The sequence below is a fragment of the Streptomyces sp. NPDC058663 genome, assembly GCF_042716745.1.
Classification (GTDB): Bacteria; Actinomycetota; Actinomycetes; order Streptomycetales; family Streptomycetaceae; genus Streptomyces.
Map to the genome: position 1 here is coordinate 1 of NZ_JBHXRV010000033.1, position 13,172 is coordinate 13,172.

Annotated in this window: 14 protein-coding genes; 9 read left to right on the forward strand and 5 right to left on the reverse strand. The window is 72.9% G+C overall.

Features of this window, described 5'->3' with window-relative positions:
* Positions 1-217 precede the first annotated feature (217 nt).
* On the reverse strand, positions 218-1,177 hold the full coding sequence (locus ACFWVV_RS23425; protein WP_384357340.1) for a DUF3027 domain-containing protein: 960 nt from the start codon (positions 1,175-1,177) through the stop codon (positions 218-220).
* Positions 1,178-1,453: 276 nt separating this feature from the next.
* Here ACFWVV_RS23425 and ACFWVV_RS23430 point away from each other — a divergent pair, with 276 nt between their 5' ends.
* From ACFWVV_RS23430 to ACFWVV_RS23445, 4 genes are all read left to right on the forward strand, one after another.
* Positions 1,454-2,857: an MFS transporter gene (locus tag ACFWVV_RS23430; protein WP_384357342.1), complete on the forward strand. Its 1,404-nt coding sequence runs from the start codon at positions 1,454-1,456 to the stop codon at positions 2,855-2,857.
* A gap of 451 nt (positions 2,858-3,308) precedes the next feature.
* A complete protein-coding gene (locus ACFWVV_RS23435) occupies positions 3,309-3,815 on the forward strand; it encodes a DUF2771 domain-containing protein (protein WP_384357344.1) in 507 nt (168 codons plus the stop codon).
* 73 nt (positions 3,816-3,888) lie between these two features.
* Complete coding sequence (locus tag ACFWVV_RS23440) at positions 3,889-4,545, forward strand: futalosine hydrolase (RefSeq protein WP_384357346.1); 657 nt, start codon at positions 3,889-3,891, stop codon at positions 4,543-4,545.
* Positions 4,529-5,383, forward strand: a complete 855-nt coding sequence (locus ACFWVV_RS23445; protein ID WP_384357348.1) for a 1,4-dihydroxy-6-naphthoate synthase — start codon at positions 4,529-4,531, stop codon at positions 5,381-5,383. Before ACFWVV_RS23440 ends, ACFWVV_RS23445 begins: the two co-directional genes overlap by 17 nt.
* A gap of 249 nt (positions 5,384-5,632) precedes the next feature.
* Here the strand turns inward: ACFWVV_RS23445 and ACFWVV_RS23450 are convergent, their stop codons facing one another.
* On the reverse strand, positions 5,633-6,016 hold the full coding sequence (locus tag ACFWVV_RS23450; RefSeq protein ID WP_384357350.1) for a cold-shock protein: 384 nt from the start codon (positions 6,014-6,016) through the stop codon (positions 5,633-5,635).
* A gap of 274 nt (positions 6,017-6,290) precedes the next feature.
* On the opposite strand from ACFWVV_RS23450, the gene ACFWVV_RS23455 reads away from it, so the two are divergent.
* Positions 6,291-6,545 carry a hypothetical protein gene (locus ACFWVV_RS23455; protein ID WP_384357352.1) on the forward strand — a complete coding sequence of 85 codons (255 nt, stop codon included), beginning with the start codon at positions 6,291-6,293 and terminating at the stop codon, positions 6,543-6,545.
* 181 nt (positions 6,546-6,726) lie between these two features.
* Here the strand turns inward: ACFWVV_RS23455 and ACFWVV_RS23460 are convergent, their stop codons facing one another.
* Positions 6,727-7,422: an HAD family hydrolase gene (locus tag ACFWVV_RS23460; protein WP_384357354.1), complete on the reverse strand. Its 696-nt coding sequence runs from the start codon at positions 7,420-7,422 to the stop codon at positions 6,727-6,729.
* Between the two features lie 165 nt (positions 7,423-7,587).
* On the opposite strand from ACFWVV_RS23460, the gene ACFWVV_RS23465 reads away from it, so the two are divergent.
* Genes ACFWVV_RS23465 through ACFWVV_RS23480 form a run of 4 tightly spaced genes read left to right on the forward strand, consistent with a single transcriptional unit; the run spans position 7,588 to position 11,763 of the window.
* Entirely contained in the window at positions 7,588-8,670 is a 1,083-nt protein-coding gene (locus ACFWVV_RS23465; RefSeq protein ID WP_384357356.1) for a FecCD family ABC transporter permease, read from the forward strand.
* Positions 8,667-9,749: a FecCD family ABC transporter permease gene (locus ACFWVV_RS23470; protein WP_384357358.1), complete on the forward strand. Its 1,083-nt coding sequence runs from the start codon at positions 8,667-8,669 to the stop codon at positions 9,747-9,749. Before ACFWVV_RS23465 ends, ACFWVV_RS23470 begins: the two co-directional genes overlap by 4 nt.
* On the forward strand, positions 9,746-10,744 hold the full coding sequence (locus ACFWVV_RS23475) for an ABC transporter ATP-binding protein (RefSeq protein ID WP_384357360.1): 999 nt from the start codon (positions 9,746-9,748) through the stop codon (positions 10,742-10,744). The genes ACFWVV_RS23470 and ACFWVV_RS23475 overlap by 4 nt, the downstream gene beginning before the upstream one ends.
* 5 nt (positions 10,745-10,749) lie before the next feature.
* Positions 10,750-11,763 (forward strand): ABC transporter substrate-binding protein, encoded by a 1,014-nt coding sequence (locus tag ACFWVV_RS23480; protein ID WP_384357404.1) that lies wholly within the window; start codon positions 10,750-10,752, stop codon positions 11,761-11,763.
* A gap of 358 nt (positions 11,764-12,121) precedes the next feature.
* Here ACFWVV_RS23480 and ACFWVV_RS23485 read toward each other — a convergent pair whose 3' ends face one another.
* On the reverse strand, positions 12,122-12,325 hold the full coding sequence (locus ACFWVV_RS23485; protein ID WP_384357362.1) for a DUF397 domain-containing protein: 204 nt from the start codon (positions 12,323-12,325) through the stop codon (positions 12,122-12,124).
* Positions 12,326-12,566: 241 nt separating this feature from the next.
* Complete coding sequence (locus tag ACFWVV_RS23490) at positions 12,567-13,079, reverse strand: hypothetical protein (protein WP_384357364.1); 513 nt, start codon at positions 13,077-13,079, stop codon at positions 12,567-12,569.
* Positions 13,080-13,172: the final 93 nt, after the last annotated feature.

Here is a 13,172-nt window from a genome sequence, read left to right on the forward strand (position 1 = left end):
GCGCCCCTGAGTACTCAGGGGCGCGGGGAACTGCGCGAACAGCCACGTACCAGCCGTACATGACCTCCGGCCGTGGCCGGGCCCGCCACCCGAGGTCTGGGGCGGAGCCCCAGTTTCGGGAAGGAGCGGCGAGGGGCACAGCCACGGCGGCACGCCGGACCGGCACAGCCCGCCGCAGGCGCGAAGGGGCCCCGCCCGGGGACCCCCGCCCCACCACTCAGGAGTGGCCCAGGTCCTCCGAGGACGGGTCCACCGTGTCCGGTACCGATCCGCCCTCCGGATCCGGCCTCAGCGGAAACGCGTCCACCGCCATCGAATCCAGCACAGGGCCCGCCGGCTTCGGCGTCTTCGGCATGACGGCGGCCTCCGAGTGGCCTCCGCAGCCGTACGACAGGGAGACGACGTGGCCGTCCGCCGGGCCGAACTCGTTCGCGCAGATGCCGAAGGCCTGGCCGAGCGAGCCTGCCACCGGGATCAGGAAGGCGCAGGACACGCACGTGGCCGGGGCCGCCTGGGCCATCGGGGTCTTCGCGCCGTACTCCTCGTCCCAGCGGTCCGCCGCCAGGTGCAGCCCGTAGCGGGACAGCACGCGGGCCCGGCGCATGCCGAGCTCCTCCGCGACCGACGCGATCGAGCCACGTACCGGAACCTTCGCAACCGGAGCGGCCAGCTCCGCGTCCTCGGTGTCCGCGACCTCCGCCAGCGCACGGGACTCCCGCGCCTGGGCGGCCAGCTCCTGGGCCTCCATCTCCTCGGAGAGGAGGGAGTTCGGCGGCGGCGCGTCCTCGCCCGTCCAGCCGGGCTCCAGGCGCAGGTCCTCTGCCTCGGTGGGCAGCAGGTCGCCGGGGCCCATGTCGCCGGGGCGCAGCCGCTCGCTCCACGGCACCCATTCGGGCGCCGCGAGGGAGTCGGGTCCGGGCAGCAGCACCGTTTCGTCCAGCGTGACGTTCTTCGCGCGGGAGGCGCGCGCGACCGTCACCGCCCAGCGCCAGCCCCGGTAGCCCGGCTCCTTCGCCTCGAAGAGGTGGGTGACCACCCGGTCGCCCTCGGCGAAGAGGGTGACGTGCTCGCCGACCACTCCCGGGAAGGCTGCCTCCTCGGCCGCCTCGCGTGCGAGGTCTACCGCCTCGGCGCACAGACGGTCGGGGGTACGGCTTCTCGTCGTCGCAGCACTCACAGGTCTCGCTTCTCTCCTACGCCGTATCACGGGTGCGCCTGCCGATGACGATGTAGATGTACGAGCTGCGGGCGGAGCGGACCAGGGGGCCGCGTCGACGTCCGCGCCCGACTACCTGCCTCGGGCACACCTTCCGCCATCCATTCTGCGGGATCGCTGAGAGGCGCGCGGCCGAGTACAACCGCCGGTGGCGCGCTACGCACGCTACCCCCTCAGCCGCCCCCATCCCACCTGCGCGTCCGAATCCTGGTGCGGGTCGGTAGTGCGCGCGCGCCGTTGGGGCACTATTGCGGGGTGGCTACCGCACGGTCGTCGTCTCGGTCGTACGTCCCAACTGGGCCGCTGCGCAAGGCGGGTCGGGCGGTCGGTCATGCCCTCCACCTGCCGTTCACCGGTACGGCCAAAGGGATCCGGCGGGCCACGCATGCCCACGGGGCCGGTGAGTCGGGCCTCGGAAAGCTCATCGAACTGCACGCCGTCAACGGCGCGGGCGACGTATTGATCACAATCGCACTCGCCTCGACGGTGTTCTTCTCCGTGCCCACGGACGAGGCCCGGGGCCGGGTGGCGCTCTATCTGGCGATCACCATGGCGCCCTTCACCCTTCTCGCGCCTGTCATCGGGCCGCTGCTGGACCGGCTGCCGCACGGGCGGCGGGCCGCCATGGCGGGGGCGATGCTCGCCCGGGCCCTGCTGGCGGTGGCGATGTCCGGGGCGGTGGCAACCGGCGGCATCGAGCTGTACCCGGCGGCGCTGGGCGTACTGGTGGCTTCCAAGGCGTACGGGGTGGTCCGCAGCGCGGTGGTGCCCAGACTGCTCCCGCCCGCGTTCTCGCTGGTCAAGGCGAATTCGCGGGTCACGCTCGCCGGACTCCTCGCCACGGGTGCGGCGGCCCCGATCGGGGCCGGACTCCAGCGCCTCGGCCCCGCCTGGCCGCTGTACGGCGCGTGCGTCGTCTTCCTCGCGGGCACCTTCCTGGCCTTCACCCTGCCGGGAAAGGTGGACTCCGCCAAGGGTGAAAAGCGTGCGCATCTGGCCTCCGACCATCCGGGCGAAGAGCAGGCCCCCGAGCGGCCGGGGCGCGGGCTGCGCGACGTGGGGCCCTCCGTGGTGCACGCCCTCCAGGCGAACGCCGCCCTGCGCGCCCTCTCCGGCTTCCTGATCTTCTTCCTGGCCTTTCTGCTGAGGCAGCACCCGCTGGACGGACGGAGCGCGGCCGTCTCGCTCGGCATCGTCGGGGTCGCGGCCGGGCTCGGCAACGCGGTCGGTACGGCGGTCGGGGCGTGGCTGAAGTCCCGGGCGCCGGAGCTGATCATCGCGACGGTGCTGGTGGTGGCCCTCGGGGTGGCGATCCTGACGGCCGTCTTCTTCAGCGGCCTGCTGGTGGCGGTGCTGGGCGCCACGGCGGGCCTGTGCCAGGCCCTCGGCAAGCTGTCGCTGGACGCGCTGATCCAGCGCGACGTGCCCGAGGCGGTACGCAACTCCGCCTTCGCCCGCTCGGAGACGCTCCTCCAGGTGGCGTGGGTGGCGGGCGGGGCGATCGGCATCGCGCTGCCGCTGGTGGCGAGCCTGGGGATGGGGGTGGGGGCGGCCCTGGTCGCCCTGGGTGTGCTGGTGGCGGGGAGGGGGCTGCTGTCGGCGGCGGGGAGGGGGAGTTCGGGGGGACGGGTGTTGCGGTGAGGTGAGGTGGGGTGGGGGTGGGTGGGTTTGGCGGGCCCTGGGCGGGCGGGGCCAGGGGTTTGACTCCGCCCGGGGGCCGTGGTGGGGCGGGGGTTTGGCTCCGCCCGGGGGCCGTGGTGGGGCGGGGCCCAGGTGTGCGGCTCCGTCCCGGAGGGGCCGAGGTGGGGCGGGGGTGCGGTGTTCGGCTCCGCCGGGGGCCGCCCCCTTGCCCGCCCGTTCCGCCCCCGGGGCGGCCCCGCCGCCCAAGGGGGCCCGGGGGGTAAGGGGTGTGGGCTGCTCCGGCGCCCAAGGGGGCTGGGGGTAAGGGGTAGGGGTTGGGGCGGCCCCGGTGCCAAGGGGGCGGGGGTAATCGGGCGTCCCGACGCCGAAGGCGTGGGGGAAGGGGGCCGTGGGGACACCCCGGGGAGTACCCCGGCGCGGTGGTGGGTGGTTCGGGCGATAGCCTTCGCGCATGACCGTTGCGCTGTTCTCGGGCAAGGCCCGCCGTACCACTGCCGCCCTGGCTGTCGCCTCCGCAGGGCTTCTCGTACTCTCCGCCTGCGACAAGCCGACGCCGCTCGCGACCGTGACAGTGGGTTCGGACTCGGTGCACGCCGAGGCCGCCTGCTACGAGGACGGCAAGGGCCTCGGCGAGAAGGCCTTCACCTCCTGCATGACCAAGAAGGCCGAGAAGACGATCGAGGCCTCGTCCGGCGACACGATCCGCGTCGGCGTGGACCCCAAGGTCGCCGAGAGCGGCTGGGTGCTGTTCGTCAACGGCCGTCCGATCGACGCCGAGACCTCGAAGAAGACGTACCGCACGGTGAAGGCCGACGAGATCCTCGTGCAGGAGGGCCAGCCCAACCAGATGGGCCAGGCCCAGAAGATGCCGCTCAAGGAAGCACAGTTCACCATCGGCCAGATCAACGGCAAGGAACTGGCAGGCGTGTGGCACTTCAAGGTGAAGCGCTCCTCCTGACCGGCCGGAAGCCGCCGCGGGCGGCTGCCCCGGACCGGATGCCGACCCCGCCGGAAACGGAATCCGAATCCCCATGAACATCCTCGTCGTGACCGCGGTCCCCGCTGAGCGGGACGCGGTCACGCGTGCGTGGGGGCCCGACGACACCTCTGTCACCGTCCTCGCGGGCGGCGTCGGCCCCGCCGCGGCGGCCGCTTCGACCGCCCGCGCCCTGGCCACGGGCACGTACGGTCTCGTCGTCTCGGCCGGTATCGGCGGCGGCTTCGCGGACGTCGCGCCACTGGCGTCCGTCGTCGTCGCGGACGCGATCGTCGCCGCCGACCTGGGCGCGGAGACCGCCGAAGGGTACGTGCCGGTCACCGGGCTCGGCTTCGGAACAGTCGAGCACCGCCCGCCCGCCACCCTCGTACGGGCCTTCGCCGAAGCCAGCGGTGCGACGGCCGGCACCGTCCTCACCGTCTCCACGGTCACCGGCACCGCCGCCCGCGCCGAGGAACTGCGCGCCCGGCATCCGCGGGCCGCCGTCGAGGCGATGGAGGGGTTCGGGGTGGCCGAGGCCGCCGCACTGTTCGGGCTGCCGGTGCTCGAAATCCGCGCCGTCTCCAACGCCGTCGGGCCGCGTGACCGCGACGCCTGGCGGATCGGGGACGCGCTCGCCGCCCTGAGCGGCGCCTTCGGGAAGCTCAGGGCCGTCACGGAGGGTTGGACACCACATGACCACCACAGCTGATCCCCTGCGGATAGCTTTCTCGCCCTGCCCCAACGACACCTTCGTCTTCGACGCCTGGGCGCACGGCCGCGTCCCCGGCGCCCCCGAACCCGACGTCACCTTCGCCGACATCGACGTCACCAACGGCATGGCCGAGCGCGGCGAACTCGATGTGCTCAAGGTGTCCTACGCGGTCCTTCCGTGGGTTCTCGACCAGTACGCGCTGCTGCCCTGCGGCGGGGCGCTCGGGCGGGGCTGCGGGCCGCTCGTCCTGACCAGGGACGCGGACGTGGACCTGACTGGGAAGACGGTCGCCGTGCCGAGCGAACGCTCGACGGCGTACCTGCTGTTCCGGCTGTGGGCGGCGGACGTGGTGGCGGGGAAGGTCGGCGACATCGTCGTCATGCCGTTCGACCGGATCATGCCGGCGGTGCGCGACGGCCTCGTGGACGCCGGACTCGTCATCCACGAGGCCCGCTTCACCTACCAGAACTACGGCCTGCACAAGCTCGCCGACATGGGCGAGCACTGGGAGGCCGCCACCGGGCTGCCCATCCCGCTCGGCGCGATCATCGCCAAGCGGTCACTGGGCGAGCGGAAGCTGCGCGCGCTCGCAGAGACCATCCGGACCTCGGTCCGGATGGCCTGGGACGACCCTCAGGCGTCGCGCCCGTACGTGGCCGCGCACGCCCAGGAGATGGACCCGGCGGTCGCCGACCAGCACATCGGGCTGTACGTGAACGAGTTCACGGCGGACCTGGGCGAGGACGGCTACGCGGCGGTGCGCGGACTGCTGGAACGGGCGGCGGCCGAGGGGCTGGTTCCGCCGCTCGGCCGCGATGCGCTGAGTTTCCCGTAGGGGGGCGGGGCGGGGCCGGTGGGCCTGGGCCGGTGGACGCCTGGCCCGCCCCGGGCCGGTGGGTGCCTGGCCGGCTGCGCGGTCCGGGGAGCGCTTGGCCCGCCTGGGCCAGTGGGTGCCCGGCCGCCGGGTGCCTGGCGGCTGCGCGGCCCGGGGGGCGCTGGGCCCGCCTGGGCCAGTGGGTGCCCGGCCGCGGGGTCCGGGGGCCCGGCCGCGCGGATCCGTAGGGGGCCCGGCCGCGCGGAGCCGCTAGACGTCGAGCTGGTCGGCCACCGCGCGCAGCAGGCCCGCGATCTTCGCACCGGCGGCCTTGTCGGGGTAGCGGCCGCGCTCCAGCTGCGGGGTGATGTTCTCCAGCAGCGTCGTCAGGTCCTGGACGATCGAGGCGAGTTCGTCGGGCTTGCGGCGCTGGGCCGCGGCGACCGAGGGGGTCGGGTCGAGCACCGTCACCGAAAGCGCCTGGTCACCGCGCTGACCCGCGACCACACCGAATTCCACGCGCTGGCCCGGCTTGAGGCTCTCGACACCGGCCGGGAGCACGGAGGAGTGGACGAAGACGTCGCCGCCGTCGTCGCGCGAGAGGAAGCCGAAGCCCTTTTCGCCGTTGAACCACTTGACCTTGCCGGTAGGCACCGTCTGTCCTCGTCCTCGTACTCGTCGGGTCCGGAAAGCCGCGAAAACGGCTCCGGATAGCACTACAGCGGGTCTTCACCGACCCGCCACTCACCAGGCTAATGGTCCTCACGCTGCTGACAAGAGCCTCCGGAGCCCTGCCCTGCCCCGCCGGAGTCCCTCCTGCCCGGCCGGTGAACAGGTCCCCCGGGCCGGTGAACAGGTCCCCCGGGGCCGCTGGACCGTCCCCGGAGCCGGGGAACCGGTCCTCGGGGCAGGGAACTACCCTTGCCGGGTGAGCAATGAAACCAAGAAGGGCAAGGCCGAGGCCGACGAGGCCGGGGATCGGCTGGTTCGCATCGGCGGGATCGTCTTCTTCATCGGGGCGATCGCGACGCTGGTGACGTTCATGCCGATGTTCCTGGGGACCGAGCCCTTCCCCTCCGTGGCATACGCGGTGTGCATGCTGATGGGCGTGGGGTTCGTGATCGCCGCGGCCGGTGTGCTGCGTTCGATCGCGGTGCAGCGGCGGCAGGCCCGCGGCATGTGAATCGGGCCCGGGCCACGGGGGTGCGCCGGAGCGCCGGCACGGCACTGACCGAAATTCAACCCCCGCCGGGCGGGCGTCAGGCACCGTTCTGCTGCCGTCAGGGGCCGCCCCGGTGCTGACCGGCGCCGCCTTGGGCGCGACCGTCACCGCCCCGGTCCTGACCGGCCCCGCCCCGCCCGCGTCAGGCCGCGGCCGTCCGGTGGTTCTCCAGCCACTCCGGGAACTCCGTCAGGTCCGCCATGACCACGTCCGCGCCCGCCTCGCGGAGCGCCTGCGCCCCGTAGGGGCCCGTGGTCACCGCGACCGCGAGGGCATCCGCCGCCCGGGCCCCGCGCACGTCGCCGAGGTGGTCGCCGACGTAGACCGTCGCCCCGTGCTCGCGCAGTGCCAGGGCCTTGCCCTCGGCCCATACGTTGCCGATGACCGCGTCCACCTCGAAGCCCAGGTGCTCCAGGTGCAGCACCGCGTTCGGCTGCCACTTGCCGGTGACGACCACCACCCGGCCGCCCGCCTCCCGTACCGCCGCGACCGCCTCCCTGGCTCCCGGCAAGGCCGTCGCCGGGGTGATCGCGCAGGCGGGGTAGAGCGCCCGGTAGCGGTTGGCGATCTCCTCCACCCGCTCGGCCGGGAACCAGTTGGCGATCTCCTGTTCCAGCGGCGGGCCGAGCCGCGAGACGACCAGGTCCGCGTCGATCGGCACCCCGGTCTCGGCGGTGAGCCGCTGGTAGGCGGCCTTGATGCCGGGCCGCGAGTCGATCAGGGTCATGTCGAGGTCGAACCCGACGACCGGGCCTGCCGCCGCACCCGCGGGACCCGAGGGGCCTGTGGGGTCCGTCAGGCCCGCGGCCGGCTGCGTGTGGCGTGCGTGCGTACTCATGTCCGCCATTGTGCCGGGGGTCCGCTCGCGAAACCCCGGCCGTACACTTAGGGCCGCCTAAGTTGCCTGCTCAGCCGTGCCACCCTGCCCCCGTGCCGACCCGGCGTATCCCCCGCGCGCATCCAGCGTGCGAAACCGCCCTGTTCAGCCTCCGAAATGGGACCGATGCCGACCGCTGCCCCTCCCGTGTCCGGGTCATCCCCGCCACTGCCGCCGCCGCGCCCCGCCCCACCCGCGCCCCGGCCCCGCCGGGCGACCGTGACGCGTCGTCTCTGCTGGACGGCCGCGGCCGTCGTGGCGCTCGCCGTTGCCGTGCTGCTCAGCCTCGCGGTGGGCGCGCGCGGCATCGCGCCGTCGACCGTGTTCGACGCGCTGCTGCACGGGGGCGACAGCCCGGACGCCGAGGTCGTACGGCAGATGCGCGTGCCCAGGACGGTTCTCGGGGTCATGGTGGGCGCCGCGCTCGCGCTCGCCGGGACCGCCCTCCAGGGCATCACCCGCAACCCCATCGCCGACCCGGGCATCCTGGGCATCAGCCAGGGCGCCGCGGTCGGCGTGGTGCTGGCGATCGCGTTCGCCGGGGTGCACACGCTGGCGGGGTACGTGTGGTTCGCCTTCGCGGGCGCCGCGGTCGCCTCCGTCGCCGTGTACGCGATCGCGTCCGGCGGGCGCGGCGGGGCGACGCCGGTGAAGCTGGCGCTGGGCGGTGCCGCGATCAACGCGCTGCTGGTGTCCGTGACGATGGCGGTGCTCACGACCAAGGCCGCCGCACTGGACGAGTTCCGGTTCTGGAACGTGGGCGCGCTGGCCGGGCGCGGTCTGGACATCGTCGGGCAGGTGTGGCCGTTCCTGGTGGTCGGCGTGGTGCTGGTGCTGGGCGTGGCGCGCGGACTCGACGCGCTCGCGCTCGGCGAGGACGTGGCGAAGGGACTGGGCCAGAACGTGGCCGCGGTACGGATCGTGGGCGGGCTCGGTGCGACCGTGCTGACCGGCGTGGCGGTGGCCGCCGCCGGGCCGATCGCGTTCATCGGGCTCGCGGTGCCGCACATCGCCCGCGCGATCGTCGGCAGCGACCACCGGTGGATGCTGCCGATGGCCGCCCTCGTCGGACCCGTGATGTTGCTGGTCGCCGACGTGGTGGGCCGGGTGGTCTTCCCGCCCAGCGAAGTGCCCGCGGGCGTGATGACGGCGCTGATCGGCGTGCCGTTCCTGGTCACGCTGGTGCGCCGCAAGGCGGTGCCGGCATGACGGCCACCACCCTCACCGGGGCCGCGCCGCGCGTCCGCCCCGCCGGGTACGCGCTCGTCCGGGCCGGCCGGGCGTCCTTCCTGCTGCACCGGCGGGCCGCCCTCGTCGCGACGGGCCTCGCGGTGCTGCTCGCCGCGGTCTGTGTCGCGTACCTGTGCGTCGGCGAACGGTTCGTGGCGCCCGGGGAGGTGCTGCGGGTGCTCCTCGGGATGGAGTCGTCCAGCGAACTCGTCGTAGGCACGCTGCGGCTGCCCCGGATGGTCGTCGGGCTGCTCGTCGGGCTGGCCTTCGGGGTGGCGGGCGCGCTGATCCAGACCGTCGCGCGCAATCCGCTGGCCAGCCCGGACATCATCGGGATCAGCCAGGGGGCCAGTGCGCTGACCGTCGGCGCGATGATCTTCGGGGTCACGTCGGCCGGGGTGCTGCCGTACCTGTCGGTCACCGGCGGCATACTCGCCGCCGCCCTGGTGTACGTGTTCGCCTGGCGCGGCGGGCTGCACGCGGGGCGGTTCGTCCTGATCGGGATCGGCTTCGCCATCGCGCTGAAGTCGGTGACCCAGCTCTTCCTGACCAAGGGCGACTACCTGGTCGCCCAGCAGGCGCAGATCTGGATGACCGGCTCGCTCAACGGGCGCGGCTGGGGCGAGGCCACCGTGCTGGGATGGGTGCTGCTGGCGCTGCTGCCGGGGGTGGCGTGGGCCGCGCGTGCGCAGCGTACGGCCGCCATGGACGACGACACCGCGGTGGCGCTCGGCGTACGGCTGGGGCGGGTGCGGCTGGGTCTCGTCGCGCTCGGGGTGGTGCTGGCGTCGGTGGCCACCGGGGCAGCGGGGCCTGTCGACTTCGTGGCGCTGCTCGCCCCGCAGATCGCCCGCCGGATGACGCGGACCGCGCAGATTCCGCTGGTCTGCTCGGCGTTGCTGGGTGCCGTGATCGTCGTGTTCGGCGATCTGCTGGCGCGCCGCCTGTTCTCGCCCACCGAGCTGCCGGTGGGCGTGCTGACCGCCGCGGTCGGGGCTCCGTATCTGATCTGGCTCATCGTGCGCGGGCACCGTGGGCCCAATGGAGGCAAGGCATGAGTTCCGAGACGCGACGAGGTACGGACGCGGGGGCGGAGGCTGCGGACGGGCGAGCGGCTTCCGGTGCCGCACCGGTGCGGTCGGCGGCGGACGGCGGGGCGGTCTCCGACGTACGGCCGTCCTCCCCCGCGGCGCAGTCGCGGCTGCGGGCGGCCTCGTTGACCCTCGGGTACGAGGACCGCACCGTCGTCCACGAGCTGGACCTGGCCGTGCCGAACGGGCAGGTCACCGTCATCGTCGGGCCCAACGCCTGCGGCAAGTCGACCACCCTGCGGGCCCTGGGGCGGCTCCTGAAGCCGCAGGGCGGCGCGGTACTGCTCGACGGCGAGCAGCTCGCCCGCATCCCGACCAAGCAGATCGCCCGCTCCATCGGGCTGCTGCCGCAGACCCCGGTGGCCCCCGAGGCGATCACCGTCGCCGACCTCGTCTCGCGCGGCCGCCAGCCGCACCAGGCGTGGTGGAAGCAGTGGTCCGACGAGGACGAGCGGGCCGTCACGAACGCCATGGACCGCACCGACGTGACGGAGCTGGCCGAACGCCCCGTGGACGCGCTCTCCGGCGGCCAGCGCCAGCGCGTGTGGATCGCGATGGCGCTCGCCCAGGAGACCGATCTGCTGCTGCTCGACGAGCCGACCACGTACCTGGACATCGCCCACCAGGTGGAGGTGCTCGACCTGGTACGACAGCTCAACCGCGAGCAGGGCCGCACGGTCGTGGTCGTCCTGCACGACCTCAACCAGGCAGCCAGGTACGCCGATCACCTCGTGGCGATGAAGGCGGGCGTGATCGTGGCCGAGGGGCCGCCCGCGGAGGTCGTCACGGCGGATCTCGTACGGGAGGTCTTCGGGCTCGAATCGGTCGTCGTGCCGGACCCGGTGACCGGCTCGCCCCTGGTCGTGCCCGGGGCGCCGTGGGACGGGACCACGCCCGGGGCGACGACGGGCCCGACCTCCGACTCCGTACCTCCCACCCTCCGAAAGGCAACCACCTCATGAAGCGGATGAAGCCGATGCAGCCCATGAAGTCTCCTCGTACCCGCACCCGTTCCCTGACGGCCGTGTCCCTGTCCCTCACCGCCGCGGCCGTGCTCGCGCTGTCCGGGTGCAGCGGGGACTCCTCGGACGGCAAGAAGGACGCCGGCTCCGGCGCCGAGGGCAAGAAGCGCACGGTGAAGACGGCCATGGGCGACGTCCAGGTCCCCGAGGCGCCGAAGCGCGTCGTGGTTCTGGACACCGCCGAGCTGGACTCCGCGACGACGCTGGGCGTGAAGCCGGTCGGCGCCACGCACGCCGATGTCGCGTCCGGTTTCCTGAACTACCTGCCCAAGGACAAGGTCGCCGGCATCAAGGACGTCGGCGAGATGATGACCCCCAACCTGGAGGCCATCGCCGCACTGGACCCCGACCTGATCCTCACCAGCAAGGTCCGCCACGAGGACAAGTACGACGAGCTCAAGGCCATCGCCCCGACCGTCATGACCGAGGGCACCGGCTTCCCCTGGAAGGAGAACTTCCAGCTGCACGCCGAGGCGCTCGGCAAGCAGGCAGAGGCCAAGCGGGTGGTCGACGCGTACACCGCGCACGCGGCGAAGGTGACCGAGGCGGTCGGCGGCAAGGAGAAGGCCGCCGCGACCAAGGTCAACATGGTCCGCTTCGTGGAGGGCGCGGACATCCGCATCTACGGCAAGAAGAACTACATCGCGACCGTCCTCGCCGACGTCGGCCTGGGCCGGCCGCCGATCGCCGACAAGGCGGAGGACGGCTTCTCGTACGACGTGAGCCCGGAGAAGATCGACCTCGCGGGCCAGGACGCGAACGTCATCTTCCACTCCACGTACGGCGACCCGGCCAAGGCCAAGCAGACCCAGACGATGAACTCGGCCCTGTGGAAGTCGATGCCCGCGGTCAAGTCGGGCAAGGTATTCCGCGTCGACGACCAGCTGTGGATCCAGGGAATCGGCTACACGGCGGCGGAGAAGATCCTGACGGAGCTGGAGCAGAACCTGACGAAGTAGAAGTAGGGGTACGTGGGCTCAAGGGTGCGGCTCCGTCGGGGGCCGCACCCTTGCCTGCCCTACCGCCGCCCCCGTCGGGAAGCCCGGCAGTGGCCGGAGCACGTGTTCCAAGGGGAACAGCCGGAAGCCCCGGCCGCCTCCCTGAGGGGGGAGAGGCAACCGGGGCCGTCCTGCTCAGTGCTTGCGTGGCCGCACCGGGGCCCGCGTGGGCTTCTCGCGCTGCCACTCCGGCCCCCGGCACCCGGGCTCGACCAGTCCGAAGAACTCCCCGCACGCCGGACACCACGGCAACCCGTTCTCCGGGTCGGTCGGGCACTCCGCCTCACAGCGGGGACACTTGGCCACGGCTGCACCCCTCCTACGCGGTGAACTCCCCAGCCGATACCGCTGCCGTCAGGTCCACCCACTCTTCGCGGGAGAACTCCACAACCACGTTCGGCCGCAGGGTGGAGCGTACGGCCACGACGTCCGGCCGGTTGGTTGCCACCTCGGCGCAGTTGTCCACCTTCGCGTCCCGACATGCCTGTGTTTTGACGAACGCGAACTCGGGCAGTGCAGTCATCTTGCCCATCCTTTCGGCGTACGTGCGGAGAGTCGGTCCCCGCGCCGTCGTGCGTGGTGCAGTCCGCCCCGGTGCACTCGACCAAAAGATCACCGAGGCGGACATCTTGCCCGGCCCCGCCCGGACCGGCCCCGCTGAAAGAGGCTCGGACGGGGGCCGGGGGTCTACGGGGTGCGTGCCATGACCGCAGCAACACCGACGGCTGCCCACAGCAGCACCCACAGGGTCACGGCCGCGAACCTCACTGGCCCGCCCGTTCGTGCCGTTCCTCGGCCGCCTGCCTTCCTCTGGGGACCGGTCCCGCCAGACGCGAGGATTCGGGCAAGGGGACGTGTACCGGTACGGCGGACAGTTCATAGAGGGTGGTGTCATCGCGCGCCATGAAGCGGACACCGTGCCCCTGTCCGAGCCGGACCACTGCGGCCCCTTGCCGCGGGACGTCCCTGCACCAGTCCCGTAGGACGGTGGGAGCGTCCGGGACGCCATCAGGAACTTCGTGAAGTGCCGCAGCGAGTACGGGAGTGTGCTCGGGGTCGGGGTCCAGCCGATCAGCCATCCACCGGGCCCGCTCCCGGAGCCACTGGCAGGCGAGCACCGGAGAGGGCGCCCGATGCCTGGCGAGGGTGATCTCCACCAGCTGTCCATTCACCGAGCCGTGTGCCGTGACGGTGCACAGGAAGTCGCCGGGCCGTACGAGCAAGCGGGCGCGCGTCATCATGACGTACCGCCCGATCTCGTCGGGACGATGGTGCACGACGAGCCGTCGACCGGGGCCAGGACGACGTACCGCGCCAACTCGTTGCGAAAGCGGGAGTGCCCGGTCTGCCTGGCGTGGTCGACCTGCCAC